Origin of the sequence: Methylobacterium sp. Leaf117, assembly GCF_001422985.1 — a bacterium.
In the GTDB taxonomy this organism is placed as follows: Bacteria; Pseudomonadota; Alphaproteobacteria; order Rhizobiales; family Beijerinckiaceae; genus Methylobacterium.
Window position 1 is genome coordinate 329,624 of record NZ_LMNL01000012.1, and the last position, 19,758, is coordinate 349,381.

The following is a 19,758-nucleotide window of genomic DNA, read 5'->3' on the forward strand; positions in this document are numbered from 1 at the left end:
GCCCGGATTTAGTGGTGCCGGAGCCCGTGGGATGGAACCCACAACGCTTGTTCGAGGCCCCGGCGGGCGGAACCGGCACTTTCCATCCGGTCCTTCAGCCTCGCTGAGCATCAGGCTCTTCCAGCCTGGGTGGATCGCTACGAGCGGCAAGGTTGATGGAGATCACGAGAGACGTGACAGGATTTCGCCGCGTTTGTCTGACACTGCGTTCTCGTTATCGTACGTAGAAAATCGATTTCCCCTCAACGCCTATGAACAAGCACACCGACAGCGCCGCATTTGATCAAATGACACCCTTCTAACCCATTATCGTTACAACAGAGATTCGGCCATCGAAAGCAATCGAACAGTCAATCAAAACTGTCGATCGTAAGCCGTCTCGGTATAAAAAGTGGCACCATTGTTCATCACCTGCTCTGACATTGCCTCTCTGTCCCAAAATACGCCTGCACGTATTTTTTTATGGTGCGGCCATCGGCGTGTTTCTGCTATGGCACCCGCAACAGCGCTCCCGAACGTCCAAAAATGGCGCGAAATTCCTAAATTCGATGTGGCACGAATTTCGCTGAAATTGGCCAACATCTGATTAACTGCTGTTCGAAAGGACACCGATATGAAACGGGATGATTACGTGGCGGCAGAACAATCGAACCTTGCGTTTCCTCTCAGCCAGACCCAGTCTCGTCACATCGGTTTGGCGGCAAAGCGCAGTGTGGATGTCTCGATCGCCCTGATCACCCTGTTCCTTCTGCTTCCGCTGATGGCCGTTCTTCTGGTCGCGGTCTGGGCTCAAGATGGTAAATCGCCCATCTTCCGTCACCGCCGCATCGGCCTTGGCGGACGGACCTTCGATTGCCTCAAGATCCGGTCGATGATGGCCAATGGTGATGCCCTGCTTCAGGAGCATCTTGCGCAAAGCCGCTCTGCACGTGCGGAATGGGACGCAACCCACAAGCTCACGAACGATCCGCGGATCACCCCGCTCGGTCATATACTCCGCAAGACCAGCCTCGACGAGTTGCCCCAGCTGATCAACGTTCTGAAGGGCGAGATGAGCTTGGTCGGTCCCCGGCCCATCGTGCAGGCAGAGGTTGCCCGTTATGGCGCCGCCTTCCAAACCTGCTTCTCGGTCACGCCCGGCGTCACCGGACTGTGGCAGGTCTCCGGTCGCAGCAACTGCTCCTATGCCGAGCGGGTCGAGATGGACCTTGCCTACGCCCTGGACTGGTCGTTCTCACGCGATCTTTCGATCCTGGTCCGCACGGTCCCGGCCGTGCTCGCCCAGCGCGGAAGCCGCTAAGCGCGCCACGCCCGATCGCGCCGACATCTCATCTGCGCGAGATGTCTCATCCGCGCGATCGGATGTTCCATACCCCTCGCCATCCCGCCTTGGACGATGACGGAACGGCGAACCGGGCCGCGTGAACGAGGGACGCGAACCCGGTTCGCCGGCCATCCCTCGCATGGGGGCGGGCAGGGGACGGCACGACAAGCTTGAGCGTTCGATGTTGCTCGGGTGTTTCAATTGCAGCCGTTGCAGATCCCGCTGGTGATCTCCGAATCCTTCTTCTGCTGCGGCGTGCGGCGTTCCGGTTCGCCGGACATCTCAGGCCCCGCGGTACTGCCCGGGGGCTTGGTCCGCCCGACGCTCGACGTGTTGGGTGCGGTCGTGGTGGACAGGGCTCCACCGCCCGTCCCGGTCTGAGCCGGGCTTTCCGCTCGCGCCAATCGCGTCCCGATGATGGCGAGCGGCAGAACCAAGGCAAGCGCAGCCTTGATCAGCACAATCTTCGTGGCCATGAACCTTCCTCCTTTCGCGCGCCAACCGCGCGCGCGACGGATCGGTTCATGCTGGCCTGGAGCTTGGGCGCTTCGAGCCTGCGGCGACATCTACCAGCGAGTGGTCACGGAGCCCGTAATGCGGCGGCCATCACCGTAGTTGCAGCCGGTACAGCCGGCGAGCAGCGCGCAGGTCCCGACATAGACCCGGTCGAACAGATTGTTGGCTGCAACCTGGAAGCGCCAGCTGTCATAGGTGTAGCGGATCGAAGCATCGGTGAGGACGTAGTCCGGCACCCGGATCGTATTCTGGGCGTCCGCGAAGGTATCGCCGATGTAGCGCAGGCCGACGCCGAAAACATCATCGGTCTGCACGGTATTCTCGAGCCAGTTCGATCTCACGATGCTGAGTATCCGGCTCGGACGCCCACAAACCGCGCGAAGGCAGGCCGGCATCGTGACCCACGTTCAGCGCCCTGACCGAGTTCAGCGGGTGAATCCTGGTCTTGCGCTGGATCGTCCCCTCGATCTCGCAGCCACGTATCCGATCTCGCCGATCTCGTAAGAGGTCCACGACCGTCTCAAGACCCACCGTGGCCTCACGCCCTACGAAGCCAGCAGCAAGGAACCACCGAGCCCAGCCGTTTTCCGTCAAACCTGCTTCACCCAATGCCGGGACCAAACAATCGCGCAGGTCTGCCTCCAGGTCTGTCAGGGTCGCCGTTCCACGACCTTGCACAGCGTAGGGCTCGGCCTCAAACGCCCTCGAAGCTTGCGGGACGAACCGCGAAAATTGCCCCTCCCTCGAGCCGAGAATGGATTTGACACCCGGGGACTGCTCCCAGTGCATGGACTGGACGCGCGTGGCCAAAGTCTTCGCAGATGCCGGCCACGCAGCTCAACGACTCGCAACCGCCCCGATCATCGCCGGAGGCATCGTGGATAAAAGCTCTGATCGGTTGGGCTTCGCCGCCCATTCGGACCGCTGCGTCGTTGAGGGCTTCTTCGTCTGGGTCATTGGCAATCGCCGCCTTCGGAAGGAACCGGGATCACCCTTTGCTTCAGCCCAGGCTTTCCTCAACGCCGGGGCGCTCCGAGACCTGTACTCCTGCGAAGCAGCAAACATCTGGCGCCCGGACAAAGGCCGGCAATTCGAAAAATGCGGGAAAGCCGTGGCAGATTGAGCGCGTCGTCCCACAGACCCTTCGACGAACCACGGTGACCGCAACGAAGGTTGAGTGCGATGACAGTGATGACGGCCTTGCAGGATTCCGGCTGGACGATGTGTCTGCGGCGTGGAGTTGTCCTGACAATCACAGGCCTGATTTTGATCGGGACTGTCGCCATCACCGCCCCGGCGGTAGCGCAGGACGCTGAGGCACCCGCGGCAACCGTTGCGGGCACGATCAATCCCACCGCAGCCGTACCGCCATCTCCGGCTGGTGCGACCGTGCCGGCCCTGCCCGTGGCAACGAGCGCACAGCTCCCGGTGACAGACAAAGCGACCGAGGCTGCCCACGATCTCTCGCCGATGGGGATGTTCCTGCACGCGGACATGGTCGTGCGGGCCGTCATGGTAACCCTTCTACTGGCTTCGGTGGTGACCTGGGCCATCCTCTTGGTGAAGACGCTGAGCCTACACTTCGCCAAGCGCGAGATCCGCACCAGCCTCAAGGCACTCCGGTCGGTGGCGAATCTGGCAGAGGCAAACGATTCGGTCCGCCGCGGCGTCGGAGCGCTTCTTCTGGTGGAGATCGAGGGGGAGGTCGCCCTGTCTCAGGGGTTACCCAGCGAAGGTATCAAGGAGCGGGCCGCCATGGCGCTGGTCAGGATCGAGGCCATGGTTGGCAAGCGGATGGCGTCCGGCACCGGGATCCTGGCGACGATCGGTTCGATCGGTCCGTTCGTCGGCCTGTTCGGTACGGTCTGGGGCATCATGGGCAGCTTCATCGGCATCGCCAACTCGAACACCACCTCTCTTGCGGTGGTGGCGCCTGGCATCGCCGAAGCATTGCTGGCCACCGGCATCGGGTTGGTCGCGGCGATTCCCGCGGTCGTGATCTACAACGCGCTGACCCGCTCCATCACCGGCTACCGCGCCCTGGTCGGCGATGCCGTTGCGCTGACCATGCGCCACCTGTCGCGTGATCTCGATGGTCGCGAGCGGGTGACCTACAGCCGCCCGTCCGACCTTCGCCTGGCGGCGGAGTAGGCGCATGGCCGTCAATCTGGGATCGAACGACGGCGGCGATCTCGTCGAAAACGCCGAGATCAACATCACGCCCTTCATTGATGTGATCTTGGTGCTGATGATCATCTTCATGGTGGCGGCGCCGCTCTCGACCGTCAGCGTCCCCGTGGAACTGCCGACGTCGTCGGCTCAACAGCAGCCGCGGCCTGACAAACCGGTCTACGTCAGCATCAAATCCGATCTCTCCGTCACCGTGGGTGAAGACACGCTGGCCCGGGCCGATCTCGGCGCCGCTCTCGACGGGGCGACCAAAGGCAACAAGGAAGAGCGAATCTTCCTGCGTGCCGACAAGGGCGTGCCCTATGGCGAACTGATGCAGGTGATGAACCTGTTGCGCGGAGCGGGCTACCTGAAGGTCGGCCTGGTTGGGCTGGAGGAAATGGCCGGCGGAGCGCAGCCATGATGCATCCGCCGCCCGAAGCCTTCCTTCAGGCCATCGAGCAGCGTCGCTGGGAGCTGGAAAGATCCGAGAGATCCTCGGCTGTCCGGGTCCTCGGCTGGGCGGTCGCCGTTTTCCTGACGCTCGCCGCCCATGTCGGTCTCTACCTCGCTTTGACCTACCAATCCGAAACGCCGTCCGTTCCGCCGGAACAACCGGCGGCGATCATGATCGATATGTCGCCCGAGCCCACCGTCGCGAAGTCCGATCTCGACAACGCCAAGGATGGCCCTGTGGCCCCGGATGCGCAGGAGACGCAGCCGGAAACGCCCGACGAGCCCCCGCCGCCCGATCCGCCGGCAGCTCTTGCAGCGCCGCCGCCCCCGCCTCAGGTCGTGTCGCAGGCCGTACTTCCACCCGAGGTCCCGAAGGAGGTCAGCCCGCCGCAGCAAAAGCCGCCGGAGAAGAAGCATCCCGAAAAACCGCAGCCTCGGAAGAAGCCGGTTCCGAAACACCCCGTTCACAAGAAGCCTGAACCAAGCCCGGCATCCCGGAGTGGCGGTGGTCCGAAGTCGGACCAGCAGAATGCGAATCGGACCGCTGCCTCTGCCGCAGGCTCCGCAATCAGCCAAGCGTCGCGCGCGACGTGGCAGAACGAGATGCGGGCCCGGATTGTCCGTGCCAAGCGCTTTCCGCCCGCGGCTGCCGGTGCGGTTGGGGTGGCAGTGGTGAGCGTCACGTTCGCGGCCAACGGCAGCGTGACAGCGGCCCGTCTTATCGCGTCGTCCGGCAATGCGGCCCTCGATGCCGAGGCGGTTGCCGTGATGTATCGGGCAGCGCCTTTCCCGCCACCGCCCGGCGGTCAGGCGATGACGCAGACGATCCCGCTCAACTTCAGCCGCCGGTAGCGAACCGGTGGTTTTCCGGAACCAGGATCCGATCGTCCGCCGGACGTCGTTAGAAAAACCCCGAGCAGCACAAGATCCCGAGCCAGAAACGAGCAGCAATGCCTTCGCATCCGTCCAACCTCCCGACAACCGCAGCGACGCCGGACGCAGCCGTCTCGGTTTCGGAGTTCAGGCTTGAGAACGGGATGCAGGTCGTGGTTATCCCGGATCGACGCAGCCCGATCGTCACTCACATGATCTGGTATCGCAACGGCTCGACGGACGATCCGCCCGGCCAATCGGGACTGGCCCATTTCCTCGAACACCTGATGTTCAAGGGCACCGCGACCTATCCGGCCGGTGCCTTCAGCGATCTCCTGACCTCCCTGGGCGCCGAGGAGAACGCTTTCACCGGCTGGGACTTCACCGCCTACCACCAGCGGATTCCCAACGAATATCTTGCGACCTGCATGGCCTACGAAGCCGACCGGATGTGCAATCTCGTCCTCGAAGAGGCCGCTGTGGCAACCGAGCGGGACGTGATTCTCGAGGAACGCTCCATGGTCGCGGATGCGAACCCGGCCGGACTGCTCGGGGAGGCTCTGGCGATCGCCGCAAGCCCCGCCCACCCATCGGGGCGCCCGATCATCGGCTGGCGCCATGAGATCGCTGGTCTGACCCGGGCAGATGCCCTGGCTCATTATCGACGCTTCTATACGCCTGAGAATGCGCTTCTCGTAGTGGCCGGCGATGCCGAGCCGGAGGCGGTGCGAGATCTCGCCGCCGAGATCTACGGCGCGATCCCGGCCTCGGGCGCTCCTCCCGAGCGCCGTCACCTGCAAGACCCGCCGAGCCGGGTCCATCGGCAGATCACCCTGGCTGAGACGACCGTCGGCGAGCCGCAGTTGACGCGGCTGCACAAGGTGCCGTCACCCACGGACGCAGTTCCGGGGCAAGCCGAGGCCCTGGAAGTGCTGGCCTTTCTGCTCGGCGGCGACGAAACCTCGATTCTCCATACTCGTCTCGTCGTCGAGGAGGCCCGTGCGACCCGCGTCGGGGCAGCCTATTGGGCGCTTCTCTTCCGCGGTCCCTCACGCTTCTACATCCACGGATCGCCCTCGGTCGGGACCACGCCCGAAGAGCTCGACCACGCAATCGATGCGCACCTCGACGACCTGCGAGTGTCCGGGTTCGAGGCATCGGCCGTCAAGCGCGCCAAGACTCAGCTCGTGGCCAGCGCTCTCTATGCCCGCGATAGCCAAGTCAGCCTCGCCAACTGGTACGGCATGGCTCTGTGCTGCGGCCTCACGCTCGACGATCTGGCAACTTGGCAGACCCGCATCGAGACAGTCGACACCGAGGCGCTCCAGCAGGCCCTCGCCCTTCTGGAACGGCGAGACACCGTCTCGGGCCATCTCATTCGTTTCCAAACGGCCTGCCCGAGCGTGCTGAACGGGGAAGACCTCTCGTCATGACGATTCACGTCACAACGTCCGGCAGGCCCCTGGCCGCCCGCGTTCGGTGCTTTCGCAGCCCTGGCGGCATCGAGGCCTGGCTCCTTGAGGACCACACGCTGCCGATCCTGTCGATGCAGTTCGGGTTTCGGGGCGGTCCCACGCTCGACCCAACGGACCGCTCGGGGACGGCGCGGATGCTTACTGGCCTGCTCACCGAGGGTGCTGGATCGATGGACGGCGGCGCCTTCCGCCAAGTCCTCGGGGATCGGGCGATCCAGCTGTCCTTCTCGGTCTGGAGCGACAGCCTGCGCGGTGAGCTCAAGACCCTTGCACGTGAAACGGAGGCTGCGTTCGAGCTGATCGGCCTCGCCTTGTGTGACCCGTGTCTGGCCGCGGATGACATCGTTCGGGTCCGAAACGCTTTGGAGGCGGATGTCCGCGCCAGCCTCAGCCGCCCGGATCAGGTCGTGAACCAGACCTTTGCCGCGCACGGCTTTGCCGGTCACCCCTATGGCCGGCCCTCGTCCGGCAATCTCGACAGCCTTCGGCGGATCGAGCGCGCGGACTTGGTAGCTCTACAGGCGCGCATGGTGACCCGCACCAACCTGGGCGTCGCCGTCGTCGGTGCGATCGGTCCCGAAGATCTCGGCCTCGCCCTGGATGGTGCCTTCGGGCAACTTCCGGCGGGTGTCCCCGTGCAGACGGCAGCGACCGCAATCCAGGGACTCGGCGAGCGCATCGTCAAACGGCTCGCGCTGCCCCAATCGACGATCCGATTCGGGCGGCCCGGCATCCCTCGCGCGGACGCGGATTTCGCCGCCGCCACCGTGGTGAACCACGCCTTGGGGGGGGACATGTCCTCCCGCCTGTTTCGCGAGGTTCGCAAGAAGCGCGGCCTTTGTTATGCGGTGGGAACCGCCCTTCAAGTTGTGGACGGCGCCGCCACCCTGGTGGGCAGGACGGCGACCGGCAACGATCGCGTCGAGGAAGCACTCGGTGTGATCGAAGACGAGCTTCGCCATCTGGCTCGGGACGGACTCGACGCACAGGAGATGGAGCGGGGCAAGGGCTATCTTATCGGCTCGTCCAAGCTGCGCCTCGACAGTTCGTCGGCCATCGCTGCCCTGCTTCTCGGGTTGCAGCTCGACGGGCGCGGGTTGGACTGGCCCGATACCCACAACTCGCGCATCGCCGCCGTGACGGCGGAGGACGCGCGGCGAGCCGCAGCGCGCCTGATCGGCGATGCTCGGATGCTCGTCGCGATCGCAGGAGATCCGACCGAACCGTAATCGCCGGGGCATACGCCGAGTCGGGCGGCTCGGCGGCACTTCGGCATCGGGAAGCCGAAATCAGTGTCAAAATTTGGCAAATCCGGGCGGCACCGTCGTCTAATCGGGAGTGAAGGCCGTGAGATCCATCGTCATAGTGAGCCTGGGGCTGATCCTCGCATCCCCAATCACGGCACAGGCGCAAGTCGCTTCAAGCAAACCGCTTATTCCCGGGGCACCTGTTCAAACACAGACCGGAACTGGGCGGTCCGGCTCCGCGAGTGCAACGCTTCTCGAAACGCCCGGCGCGGCTCCATCCGCTCCGAGCGGTTTCGATCCACCCGGCCAGAAGCCGCCACGCCCGGATACGGCAATCGGACCTGATCTCGTCGCCTACATCTTTGCGCCGGTCGGGAAGATCGTCGGACCGATCACCGAGGGCCTCCACGTCTTCGACGCATCTCTTGCGCCGATCAACGCGGTTCTGCTCCCGCTGACCGGTCCTCATGACCCTGCACCCGAAGTCGCACCGGCCTCCGCGCCGGTCTCGCCTGTGGCGGAGGCGGTTCCGACAACGCGCGGGCCACGCAAGTAACGGCCCGCTCGACCATTTGGCGCCGCCCGGTCCGCGTCCACTGACGGATGTGTGTTGCGACCAGGACGGCCGATTTCCTCGCGGCAAGGTCCCGAGAAAGGTTTCCCCCATGTCTTCTTCCGAGTTGCTCGTCGGCGATCCCGCACCCGCGATCGAAGTCGAGACGTTTCTGAAGGGCGAGCCGCTCACGGGCTTCGCTCCCGGCTGCGTCTACGTCGTCGAGTTTTGGGCGACTTGGTGCGGTCCCTGCGCGACCAGCATCCCGCACCTGACGGAGCTTCAGGCGCGCTACCCGAACGTTCCAATTCTCGGGGTCGCCGTGGGTTGGACAGACCTCATGGTGGTCGAGAGCTTCGTACGCGATTGGAATGACCGCATCGGCTACCGGATCGCCGTCGATCGGCGGCCAGAGCGAGAGGTTGGCCGGAGCCTGATGCGCGCGGCCTGGTGCGATGCGGCCTTCCAGAAAGGCGTACCGACGTCCTTCATTGTGGATCGGGCGGGCCGCATCGCATGGATCGGACATCCGATGGACCTGGATACCCCGCTCGCAGCCGTGGAAGAGGGACGCTGGGATCTCGCAGCCGCTGCCGACGCGCACCGATCACAGCTGGTACGCGAGAAGGTCCGCGAAGCTCAGGCCTTGGAACGGGCGGTGCGCGCTTGCTCCGAGATGGGCGACCGGGACGGCATGCTGCGGGCCTATGACGCGGCCTTCGCGGCTGAGCCCGAACTGGAGCCGACTTATGGCTTCGGCAAATTCAAGCAATTTGCGCCTGGCGGTGAAGCCGCCCTGGTCTACGGGCAACATCTGATCACGCGGGCTGCCGCGAACGACATCAACACGCTCTTCAAAATTGGAATGAGTTTGACCCGACAGGGCGAAACCCTCAGGGAGCCGGTTTCCGAGCCGGCCGCGGCCCTGGCGATCCAGGCCCTGGATCGAGTTTGGTCCCTTGCCGGGTCCGAGCCGAACCCCCGCCTGCGGATGCGGCTGTCGGAGGCTTACGCATATGCCTTGCTGGCGGCCGGCCGGCGGGGGGAGGCGATGTCCTACGCAAGAGCCGCACTGGACGCCGGAAAGGCGACCGGAGCGAACGAGGAGGTGCTGGCACCGCTCCAAGCTCTTCATGAGCGGTGCGTGGCGGCGACTCCCTCCGTGCCGACGCCACCGCCGTCGATGATCTGCGACGGCGACAGTTGCCGTCTCGCCGATTCTTGATTGCCGCCCTCAAACGGTTCGGCGTCTTACCGCTCCGAGACTCCGCGACGCATGCCGGCAAGCCCGGAGGCACGCGACCCACAATTCCAAAGAGCAGCCTCAAACCTGCTCCTCAAGCTGCTGCGTTCCGCTATCGCTCCCTGCTTCTCCGGCAAAGACATGACGCTTCACACTTGGCTCGCCTTCGTGGCCGCATCCTGCCTCACCTTGGCGCTCCCCGGGCCGACCGCCCTCATCCTCCTCCGCTACGCCTCGTTGCCCGGACCCCGCACCCTTCCCTCCATCGTCGCGGGCGCGGTTCTGGGTGATACGTTCGCGCTGACCATCTGCAATTTCGGTCTGGGGACGCTACTGGCGGCCTCCTCCGATCTCCTCACGGTGTTGAAGATCGCGGCGGCGGCCTATCTGATCGGGCTCGGCCTCTCCAGCCTATTTGCCCGCCCCTCGATTCGCGTCGCACCGCCGCACCACACCCGCCGCCCCTTCGCCGGCGTCTTCCTGGTGACCGCCTTCAATCCCAAGGGCATCATCTTCTTCTGTGCCCTGTTGCCCCAATTCGTCGACGCCGCCCAACCTGTGCTGCCGCAACTCGCGATTTTGCAGGTGACGTTCTGCACGCTGTCCCTGGTCGCTGCCGTGACCTGGGTCTCCGCCGGACGCCTGCTGCGCCGAACGGCCGATCGATGGATCCGGCGCACGACAGGTCTGCTTCTCATCAGCACTGGTGTCGCGCAGGCGACCGGTCGGCTCGCATGAACCGGGGTGGCGAGGGCCGAGAGCCCGGAGCCGCCCTCCTGGGCTCCATCCGCGCTCCGGCGGTTCGGGCACGCGAATGGATCGCGGGCGCTATCGAGACGATCGAGGCCGATGTCAATCGGTCCGCGGACACACACCTGTTGCGGGTGCCGCTTCCAGCCTGTCCCAGGATCAGCTTCTACATCAAGGACGAGTCGACGCATCCGACCGGGAGCCTCAAGCACCGCTTGGCCCGCTCGCTTTTCCTCTACGCCCTGTGCAGCGGCTGCATCGGCCCGGACACGACGATCGTCGAGGCCTCCAGCGGATCGACCGCGGTCAGCGAAGCCTATTTCGCCCAACTGCTCGGATTGCCGTTCATTGCGGTGATGCCGAGGGCCACCTCCGCCGAAAAAGTCGCCCAGATCGCCCGCTATGGCGGTCGCTCCCACTTCGTCGACACCTCGGGCGCCGTCTATGCTGAGGCCGAGCGGATCGCGGCCGCGTCTGGCGGCTACTACATGGACCAGTTCACCTTCGCTGAACGGGCGACGGACTGGCGCGGCAACAACAACATCGCGGAATCGATCTTCACCCAGATGTCTCATGAGACCGACCCGGTTCCGGCCTGGGTTGTCGTGGGCGCCGGCACCGGCGGTACCTCCGCCACCATCGGACGATTCATCCGCTATCGCCGACTCGCGACACGGCTCTGCCTCGCCGACCCGGAAGCTTCGGTGTTTCACCGTCACCTTGCAGACCGCTCCGTACGCAGCCACGAGGGGGGAGCGTCGATCGTCGAGGGCATCGGCCGCGCACGCTGTGAGCTGTCGTTTCTTCCTGATCTGATCGATCGCAGCGAGGCGATCTCGGACGTGGGGAGCTTGGCCGCCGCCCGCGTCCTATCCGAGCGGCTCGGCCGCTCCTGCGGGGCCTCGACGGGGACGAACATGTGGGCGGCCGCGCGGATCGTCTCCGACATGGCGGCGGCGGGCGAGCACGGCTCCGTCGTGACGCTTCTGTGCGATTCCGGTGAGCGCTATCGCAGCACACATCTCGACCCGGACTGGTTGGCGGACCGCAATCTCGACCTTGCTGCCCCGCGTGCAGCGATGGAGGCCTTCTTCGACAGGGGCGTCTCGCCGGACCTAGCCCTGGCGGAGCGGAGCCGCTCCAGTACCGGACTGTGACTGCATCCATCCGGAAAATCTCAAGCTCGACTGTGGGAACTTGGGCGCCGGCTCAGACAACAAGGTGCGAACCAAGTTTGAGGGACGGCGATGTTCAATGTGTTAAGGCGATCAGCGTACCGGTCCGGTCTCCCGGTTGTCGCCGCCTTGATGAGCAGCGCGAGCCCGACCTATGCGGGCCTCGATACCCCGGTCGAGCTCGATATCCCCGCCGGAGACCTCGGCCGCACACTGATCGCGATTTCACGCCAGGGCGGGATCACGATTTCCTTTCCGCCTGAGATCGTCGCCGGCCGTAAGGCTTCGGCCGTGAAGGGACGGGTCGTCGTCCGGGATGCGCTGATGCGCGTACTCGGAGGAACGGGCCTCCGCCTCGTGCCGGGTTCGGGCGGTGGCGTGACCGTCGTCGCCGACCGCGGCACAGGCGTCAGCCCCCAGGGTCTCGGCGATATCGCGGCGATCGACGTGACCGACGAGAGTGCGGGTTCGCGGTTCAGCGACGTCGGCTTCCAAGCCGGCGATGCGGGCACGTCGTCGCGTCTCTCCGGCACGCCGACGAAGGAGTTGGCGAACACGATCACGACCGTGACGCAGAAGGTGATCCAATCGCAGGTGGTCACGAGCGCCGCCGAGGCGGCGCAGAACGTTTCGGGCGTAACGCTGGGAGCCAGCGGCGATGGCCGCGCCAATTTCGTGATCCGCGGCTTCCAAACCCAGGGAGTGATGGTCGACGGCATCGGATCCTTCAACCGGAGTATGACTCTTTACGGTCAACCCCCGATCGACAACGTGGAACGCATCGAAGTCTTGAAAGGACCCAGTGCCATCCTGACGGGTGCGACCGTAGAGGGCGGCGGTGTGAACGTCACCACGAAGCGGCCGACTGAGTCGGTCATCCGCGATGCCACAGTGCGGTACGGTTCTTACGGCTACAAGACGCTCGCGTTCGATTTCGGTGGTCCCGTCGCCGACGCTCAGGGCTTGACTTACCGTTTCGTTACTTCAGGAAATTCGGCAGATAGCAATTATGCAGGCTATCAAGATCCGCACGAATACTTGATTGCACCCAGTGTCCGGTGGACAGACGGCAAAACAAATTTGCTTGCGGGCCTGAGCTATACGGATCAGATCCGAAAGCCAAGTCAGAATACATTCATTCCAGTATTTGGCGCCGACCCTTCGCACCCCATCCTTCGGCTTCCGAGAGGTATTCCAAATATCAATCCGAATTTGGGATATTCCACTAATCTGCTCCAGCTTTTCAGCGAACAATCCCACGACTTCGGGGATGTCTTAGGCGCCAACATTGTCCTCAACAACCGCCTTCGATACGATACCTCGAGTGATGCCTTGAATTCGGGTACCTGGATCGGCCGTCGGGGGCAAAACGGAACTTATAGTAGTACGCAAACGAGTGCCGACTATCGATTTTCGCGCCTGTTCGAACAAGTCGATCTGACGAGCACCTACGATGCAGGCTTTGCGCGTCAAACCCTGAAGTTCGGCCTTGACTATTCCACTACACAAATCGCGTACAGCCAAACGGGAGCGCCGTCTTCTCAGATTTTATTTACAAACCCCTCTCTCGGACTTCCGATTGCTCCTTTATTTGTTCCGTCTGTTATACCACCATCAAGCATCGGCGCATTCAACAGCACCTCACTTGGTTACTACGTCATCGACAAAATCGATACGCTGGACAATCGGCTACATATCACCGGCAGCGTTCGCTATGACGACTTCTTGTTCAGTTCCACCACCGGCCAGCAGGCTAAATTACCAGTAAAATCAGCTGGCATGACATGGTCTTCAGGGGCGGTTTTCGACATAACGCCGTACTTTAGCGCTTATGGCAATATCAACACTGGACTAACTCCATCTAATCAAATCGATAAAGATACCGGTATTGTCAGTCCACCAGAGCAGAGGCATCAATGGGAGGCGGGCGGCCGCGCTTACTTGTTTGACAAGAAATTATCACTCACGGCAGGCTATTTCGATTTGGCCGCCACGAACGTGACTATCTGCGATCCAAGCGGCTGCAACCCGGTCACGTCTATATTGGTTCCAGGCCAGAAAAGCCGTGGCGTCGAATTTGACCTGCAGGGCGAAATTTATCCGGGGTTGAATATCATTGCGTCGTTTGCATCGACGGTCGTAAAATTCGTGAGCCCTCAGTACACAAGCCCCTTCGCGGGTATACCGCAATACACCGGTAGCCTCTGGACGACCTATACTTGGCAGGACGGCTTGCTGAGAGGTCTGACGATTGGCGCCGGCGGACACGGAAATTCCGACAGCACGGTTTTTGATACAAGTAATAAGATCTATCCGGTCCCAGGGTTTATCACCGCTGATGCGTTCATTGGATACGACATCGATCAATGGTCACTCAGCTTTAAGGTCAATAATCTTCTGAATAAATATTACTACAATCCCAGCTACGACAGTCGATTTATCGGTATTGGCCAAGGAAGGAACTTTCTTTTCGCCGCAAAAACGTCATTTTAGCGACCAATTCTCCAATGCTTCACTGTCGAGGGAGGGTTAATAGTCTCAGTAAGCAGTGTTGCTCAACGATTAATTCGAGACCTCGAATCTCGGTATGCTCGACGCTTTTCGTAGGCCCAGGGGTCACGCCTAAACTTTAATCGGAACATATGGCCGCCGGTCCCGCAGAGTACCAATCCCGCGTCGACGCGTCGCTGTTCCGTCGCGTTCTCCGTCTGACGCTCCCATTTTGGCGCAGGCGGCAAGCATGGCCGGCCTGGATCGGGCTGGCCGTGCTGCTTGGCCAGGGAATGCTGCTCTCCTACCTCGTCGTGCGCGCCGCCGGATTGCTCAAGGAAATGACGGACGGGCTCCTGAATGGAGATCGGGCGGTATTCGAGGCTACGCTCCTCGCCTATCTACTTGTCTTCACGGCCAAGACCCTTGTTCCGCAAGCCCGCTTCATCGTCGACGCCTTCGTCGAGGCGGCTTGGTCCCGTTGGTTGAATCGGCACGTGATCGACCAATATTTGGCTAAGCGCGCCTATTACGACATCCGGCTGCAAGGTGATCTCGACAATCCCGACCAACGGATCGCAGACACCGTCGGGCCGTTCGTGACGCAGGTGATTCAAATCCTGCAATGGACGGTGAGTGTCGTGGCCCGTCTCGGCGCAGCCGTCGTTGTTTTCGTTTCCCTCGACCCTCGCTTTCTCGTCATCGTGCCACTGCTCGGGTTGGTTCAACTCGCCGCAACGATTCTGACGATCCCCCCCGATGTACGACGGCAGGTTGCCGTTCAAGTCGCCGAAGGCGAGCTGCGCCGCGACCTCATTCACATCCGCGATCACGCGGAGGCCATCGCCTTTTACGGTGGCGAGGCCATGGAGCGGCGCACGGTGATGATGCGCGTGAGCGCTGCGGCCGACCGGATTTTCCGCTTGGCGCGGTTTCAGGCTTTCCTATTCCTGACGGTGCATGCCGGCTTGGCCTTCGCCTGGATGGCACTGCCCTATGCCGTACTGAGCGAGGAGGTCTCCAGCGGTACGCTGACCTACGGAACCTTGGCGCAGGCCACGGCCATCACCCTGATGATGCGCGGGGTCATCGACACGATCTCGTCCATCGTCGCCTCCTTTGGCGAGCTTGCCGTCCAGGTCGCCCGGCTCGCCCCCCTGCAAGAACGCTTCGACGCCCTTGCACAATTCCGCCTCGGAAGCCCCGGAATTCGATTGCAGCGCGGGCACGGTCACATTGCGGTGGACGCGCTCACCCTCGTAACGCCCGATGGTACCCGGCGCCTCGCGACCGATCTATCCCTCAGGATCCGGCAAGGGGAAAGCTTGGTGATTGTCGGGGAAACCGGTGTCGGCAAGAGTTCGCTCCTGCGTGCGATGGCCGGACTTTGGAGCCGGGGGCAGGGCCAGATTACCATGCCGCCCATCCGCGACACCCTGTTTCTCCCTCAGCGCCCCTACCTCACAGGAGGCTCGCTCCGAGGGCAACTTCTCTACCCGCACGGGTCGGAAACATCCGACGACGAACTCCTGGCTGTTCTTGAGGCGGTGCGCCTCCCCGACCTTGCGGCGGCTCATGGGGGGCTCACGGCGATTCGCGATTGGGCACAGATCTTGTCCGGTGGCGAGCAGCAGCGCGTCGCTTTCGCCCGTGCGCTCCTCGCGCGTCCGGCCTTCGTGTTTCTCGACGAAGCCACCAGTGCCCTCGATGCCGAAACGGAAGGGCATCTCTACGCGCGCCTGGCCCGCAGCGGTGCAAGCTTCATCAGTGTCGGGCACCGGATCGGCATCGTTGAGCATCACAGCTCCATTCTGACGTTGCATCCCGGCGGCCGGTGGGATCTCGCTCCCGTTCTGACGCGGGCCGACGCGTCGTGAACACCGCAAGTCCGGCGGCACCGCACGTCGACCCCTCGGCGTCGAGCGTCGTGAACAGAGCCGATCTCGGGCTTGATCTTCGGCTGCTTCGGCGCGTCGCGCGCTTCTTCCTGCCGTTCTGGACCCGGCGCGTAGCGTGGCCCTATTGGATCGGCATGGCCGCGATCCTGAGTCAAACCAGCGTGGGTACTCTCCTTAATCTCGCCTCGTCGTACGCCCTTCGGGACATGACAAACGCGCTTACGAGCCACGATGAGGCGCTGTTCCGCTGGAAGTTCTTCCTCTACGCTGGGTTCTTCCTTGGCGACATCCTTCTGGGTGGGCTGGCAATGATCGTCGCCGCCTGGATCACCAAGGGCTGGCGAATCTGGCTGACCGCGTGGATTACGGACCGATACCTGGGAGCGCGCGTCTACTACGACATCGCCCAGCGCGGCGACCTCGACAATCCTGACCAGCGCATCCAAGAGAGCCTCGCCACCGTCGTGCGCCAGTTCTTCGGCCTTCCGATTCAGGTCTTTGGCCTGGTGGGCAGTCTCGCCGCAGGCAGTGCCGTGCTGACCACGATCGATAGCCGGCTGGTGCTGGTGGTCGTCGGCCTCAGCCTCGGCCAAGCCATCGCGACCTACCTCGGCTACGTGCCGCTGGTGCGCCTGCGCTACGTGACTGCCATGGCCACCGGAAACCTGCGTTACGGTCTCGCCCGGATCCACGCCAACGCAGAGGCCATCGCGTTCTATCGCGGCGAGCCGGTCGAACGGGTCCAACTGCACGCGCAGGTGGGGATGGCAGTGCAGCGCGACCTCATGGTCACGTTGTTCCGGCGCGGAGTGACGGATATGGCGCCACTCCTCTTCGGAGTGGCCTGGGTCGGCGCCCCCTATCTCGTTCTCGCCCCGAGACTGTTCGCGGGCGAGATCGATTTCGGGACTTTGACACAGGGCATCGCAGTCTCGGTCACGGTCGCCAACGGGGCCTCGAGCCTGCTCGGCATCCTGGCGCCACTTTCCGGAATCGCTCCCCATACGGTCCGGATCGCACAAATCGTCGAACGCTTCGATGCGCTTTCGAAGCGGCAAGCGATGGACGTGGGTATCGCCCTCGAACGTCGGCACGACACAGTAGCGCTCGACGGCCTGAGCCTAGAGACGCCGGGGGGCGAGCAACGGCTCGCGCAGAACCTGAACCTGACGCTGGGTCCGCGCGAGAACCTCATCATCGTAGGCCAAACCGGTGTTGGCAAAAGTTCGCTCCTGCGTGCAATGGCGGGCTTATGGACGCGCGGGACGGGCAGGGTGGTGATGCCTCCTGCCGCCGATTGCCTTTTCCTGCCTCAGCGCCCCTACGTCACGCTAGGCGACCTGCGAACCCAACTTCTCTACCCCGATGCGCCTGACATCCCCGACCTTGTCCTGCTCGATGCATTGAAGACGGTACGTCTCGGTGATCTCGCGGCGAACCATGGCGGTCTCTCGATGGTCAAGGACTGGGGACAAATCCTGTCTCTCGGAGAACAACAGCGTTTGGCCTTCGCCCGCGTGCTGATTGCGCGCCCCCGGTTGGTCCTGCTCGACGAGGCGACGAGCGCGGTGGATAGCGCGACGGAAGCCCATCTTTACAGCGTGTTGGCGCGGGCGGGAGCCCGTTACGTCAGCGTCGGGCATCGTGAGGGCATCCTGAAATACCATGCACAGATGCTGACGCTCGCTCCGGGAGGCGCCTGGACACTGACGGCCACTAAGAGCCTGTTTGAGGCGGCTTCTTTTAGGCTGGGTTGTTGATGGCGTTGGCGGCCATCAGGCTGACGGCGCAGGCAAGGCGACCCGTTGCGACGTCAAGGCGACCGGCGCGCTCGCGGTGTAGGCCGGCCCAATGGCTGAGCCAGCCGAAGGTCCTCTCCACGACCCAGCGCCGCTCCAAGACGACGAAGCTCTTCTGGTCCGGCAATTTCTCGACGACACGGTGGCGCATGCTATGGACGAGGCACCATTCTTGGCAGCGCTCGGCCGTGAAGGCACCGTCGAAGATGGCCAGTCGCAGGCTGGGCCACGTCTCCTTGCCATTATCGAGAGCCGGGAGCGTGTCACGATCCTGCACGTTTGCTGGCACGACGGCGAGCGCCAGCACGTGCCCTTCGGCATCGACCAATGCGACGCGTTTGCGCCCGACCAGCTTCTTGGCTCCGTCATAACCGCGTGGCCCGCGCACACCGATGCACTTGATGCTTTGTGTGTCGACGATTGCCAGCCGCGGCTCCGGTCGGCGCCCGCAACGCTGTCGTTGCCGGCGGGTCAGATTTCGCATCAGGTCCTCGAACAGGCCCTTCTCGATCCAGCGTCGGAACCAGCCGTAGACCGTACGCCAGGGTGGAAAGCCCGCTGGCAGCGCCCGCCACGCGCCGACAACCCGCAGGTGCCAAGCAATCGCTGCCAGCACTTGGCGCGCAGGCGTCGCTCCCGGACTGTTTGGCGGATCTGCCCGCTCCACGAAGCGGGTGACCTCGTCCAAGCCTGCCTGCAGCACCATGTCCTTCAGATGCGCCTCATGACGCGTCCGATGTCGGTCCGTCCACATCTGCACTCCACTCCGCTCCGCCAGGCGGAATTCGTGTTTGCACACGAGGCAGATGGGGACGGACGGCTCAGGGGCTCAAACAGGCTCTAAGAGTCTGTCCGGGATCATTTTGGGGTTTGGCAGAGCTTACGGATCATGAGGCGGACGGAGGCCCAGTTGAGGAAGGCCAGGGCCTTTCGGCTGTGGCATTCCCAGTCCTTGGCGAGGCGGCGGCAGCGGTTCAGCCAAGCGAAGGTTCGCTCGACGATCCAGCGTTTTGGCAGCACGGTGAAGCCCTTCGCCGTGACGGCGTCGGGCTGATCGGATCGCTTGACGATCTCGACATCGACCCGTCGGCACGCGCGACGTAGTCCGGCCTGGAAGCGCGGTCCCTGATAGCCGCCGTCGGCGTAGAGCTTGAGCAGGAACGGATAGAGGCCGAACAGGGTCGCCATCACCCACACCCCGCCGTCGCGGTCCTGCACGCCGGCCGAATGCACCAGGGCGTGCATCAGCAGACCCTGGGTGTCGACGAGGATGTGGCGCTTCTTCCCTTTGATCTTCTTGCCCGCGTCGAAGCCGGGCGGATCGATCGACGCCCCCCTTTTTCCGCGCCCTTGACGCTCTGGCTGTCGATGATCGCTGCCGTCGGGCTCGCCTCGCGTCCCGCCTGCTCCCGGCACTGCACGAACAGCGCGTGATGGATGCGCATCAGCGTACCATTGTAGTCCCACAGGTCGAAGTAGCCGTAGACCGTGCTGCGGGCCGGCATATCCGTGGGCAAGGCCCGCCACTGACAGCCTGTGCTCAACACGTACATCAGGGCGTCCACCACGGCCCGGGTCTCGACCGTGCGCTTGTTCCCGCCCCGCTTGGCCGGCGGGATCAGCGGCGCAATCACGCCCCATTCCGCGTCCGTCAGGTCGCTCGCGTAGCGCAGCGCGCTCCGGTCATAGCGGGCTCGGTTCTCGGTCGTCCACATCAGCAAAGGCCTTTCTCAGCCCTCGCTTGGATCACAACCTGCTCAGATTGCACACCTTGTTACCGAACAGACACT

The 19,758-nt window shown here is 63.4% G+C and carries 17 protein-coding genes; 13 read left to right on the top strand and 4 right to left on the bottom strand.

All coding sequences use genetic code 11. The annotated features are described in order from the left end of the window. Positions 1–613: 613 nt before the first annotated feature. Positions 614–1,300, top strand: coding sequence for a sugar transferase (locus tag ASF57_RS08565; RefSeq protein ID WP_082503780.1), 687 nt, complete (start codon positions 614–616; stop codon positions 1,298–1,300). 221 nt (positions 1,301–1,521) lie between these two features. On the opposite strand, the gene ASF57_RS08570 is transcribed toward ASF57_RS08565, so the two are convergent. Then, positions 1,522–1,800 (bottom strand): hypothetical protein, encoded by a 279-nt coding sequence (locus ASF57_RS08570; protein ID WP_056481966.1) that lies wholly within the window; start codon positions 1,798–1,800, stop codon positions 1,522–1,524. A gap of 90 nt (positions 1,801–1,890) precedes the next feature. Then, positions 1,891–2,181 (bottom strand): TonB-dependent receptor, encoded by a 291-nt coding sequence (locus ASF57_RS08575; RefSeq protein ID WP_244476869.1) that lies wholly within the window; start codon positions 2,179–2,181, stop codon positions 1,891–1,893. A 446-nt stretch (positions 2,182–2,627) separates the two neighbouring features. Here ASF57_RS08575 and ASF57_RS25545 point away from each other — a divergent pair, with 446 nt between their 5' ends. The 12 genes from ASF57_RS25545 (at position 2,628) to ASF57_RS08640 (ending at position 17,929) form a co-directional block, all read left to right on the top strand. After that, positions 2,628–2,963 carry a hypothetical protein gene (locus ASF57_RS25545; protein WP_056481976.1) on the top strand — a complete coding sequence of 112 codons (336 nt, stop codon included), beginning with the start codon at positions 2,628–2,630 and terminating at the stop codon, positions 2,961–2,963. Between the two features lie 305 nt (positions 2,964–3,268). Then, a complete protein-coding gene (gene exbB, locus ASF57_RS08590) occupies positions 3,269–3,991 on the top strand; it encodes a tonB-system energizer ExbB (RefSeq protein WP_244476870.1) in 723 nt (240 codons plus the stop codon). A 4-nt stretch (positions 3,992–3,995) separates the two neighbouring features. After that, positions 3,996–4,433: a TonB system transport protein ExbD gene (exbD, locus tag ASF57_RS08595; RefSeq protein WP_056481979.1), complete on the top strand. Its 438-nt coding sequence runs from the start codon at positions 3,996–3,998 to the stop codon at positions 4,431–4,433. 203 nt (positions 4,434–4,636) lie between these two features. Continuing rightward, positions 4,637–5,317 carry a TonB family protein gene (locus ASF57_RS08600; RefSeq protein WP_244476871.1) on the top strand — a complete coding sequence of 227 codons (681 nt, stop codon included), beginning with the start codon at positions 4,637–4,639 and terminating at the stop codon, positions 5,315–5,317. 185 nt (positions 5,318–5,502) lie between these two features. Next, positions 5,503–6,771 (top strand): pitrilysin family protein, encoded by a 1,269-nt coding sequence (locus ASF57_RS08605; RefSeq protein ID WP_082503782.1) that lies wholly within the window; start codon positions 5,503–5,505, stop codon positions 6,769–6,771. Further along, positions 6,768–8,042, top strand: a complete 1,275-nt coding sequence (locus tag ASF57_RS08610) for a pitrilysin family protein (protein WP_056184514.1) — start codon at positions 6,768–6,770, stop codon at positions 8,040–8,042. The genes ASF57_RS08605 and ASF57_RS08610 overlap by 4 nt, the downstream gene beginning before the upstream one ends. A 698-nt stretch (positions 8,043–8,740) precedes the next feature. Continuing rightward, positions 8,741–9,838, top strand: a complete 1,098-nt coding sequence (locus tag ASF57_RS08615; protein ID WP_244476872.1) for a TlpA disulfide reductase family protein — start codon at positions 8,741–8,743, stop codon at positions 9,836–9,838. Between the two features lie 159 nt (positions 9,839–9,997). Further along, the gene (locus ASF57_RS08620; RefSeq protein ID WP_056184512.1) at positions 9,998–10,594 is read left to right on the top strand and encodes a LysE family translocator; all 597 of its coding nucleotides are present in this window, start codon (positions 9,998–10,000) and stop codon (positions 10,592–10,594) included. Then, positions 10,591–11,763 carry a PLP-dependent cysteine synthase family protein gene (locus ASF57_RS08625; RefSeq protein WP_082503785.1) on the top strand — a complete coding sequence of 391 codons (1,173 nt, stop codon included), beginning with the start codon at positions 10,591–10,593 and terminating at the stop codon, positions 11,761–11,763. The genes ASF57_RS08620 and ASF57_RS08625 overlap by 4 nt, the downstream gene beginning before the upstream one ends. A gap of 150 nt (positions 11,764–11,913) precedes the next feature. Next, positions 11,914–14,274, top strand: coding sequence for a TonB-dependent receptor (locus ASF57_RS24575; protein WP_162241550.1), 2,361 nt, complete (start codon positions 11,914–11,916; stop codon positions 14,272–14,274). Positions 14,275–14,423: 149 nt separating this feature from the next. After that, positions 14,424–16,148, top strand: coding sequence for an ATP-binding cassette domain-containing protein (locus ASF57_RS08635; protein WP_056481992.1), 1,725 nt, complete (start codon positions 14,424–14,426; stop codon positions 16,146–16,148). Next, a complete protein-coding gene (locus tag ASF57_RS08640) occupies positions 16,145–17,929 on the top strand; it encodes an ATP-binding cassette domain-containing protein (protein ID WP_056481995.1) in 1,785 nt (594 codons plus the stop codon). The genes ASF57_RS08635 and ASF57_RS08640 overlap by 4 nt, the downstream gene beginning before the upstream one ends. Here ASF57_RS08640 and ASF57_RS08645 read toward each other — a convergent pair. Beyond that, entirely contained in the window at positions 17,913–18,722 is an 810-nt protein-coding gene (locus ASF57_RS08645; protein ID WP_082503788.1) for an IS5 family transposase, read from the bottom strand. The two genes, ASF57_RS08640 and ASF57_RS08645, sit on opposite strands and share 17 nt — an antisense overlap. Before the next feature lie 104 nt (positions 18,723–18,826). After that, positions 18,827–19,683, bottom strand: a protein-coding gene (locus ASF57_RS24580) for an IS5 family transposase (protein WP_200935838.1) whose coding sequence is annotated in 2 segments (ribosomal slippage) — positions 18,827–19,311 and positions 19,311–19,683 — 858 coding nt in all. Because the reading frame shifts where the segments join, the coding sequence is not laid out codon by codon here. Positions 19,684–19,758 lie beyond the last annotated feature (75 nt).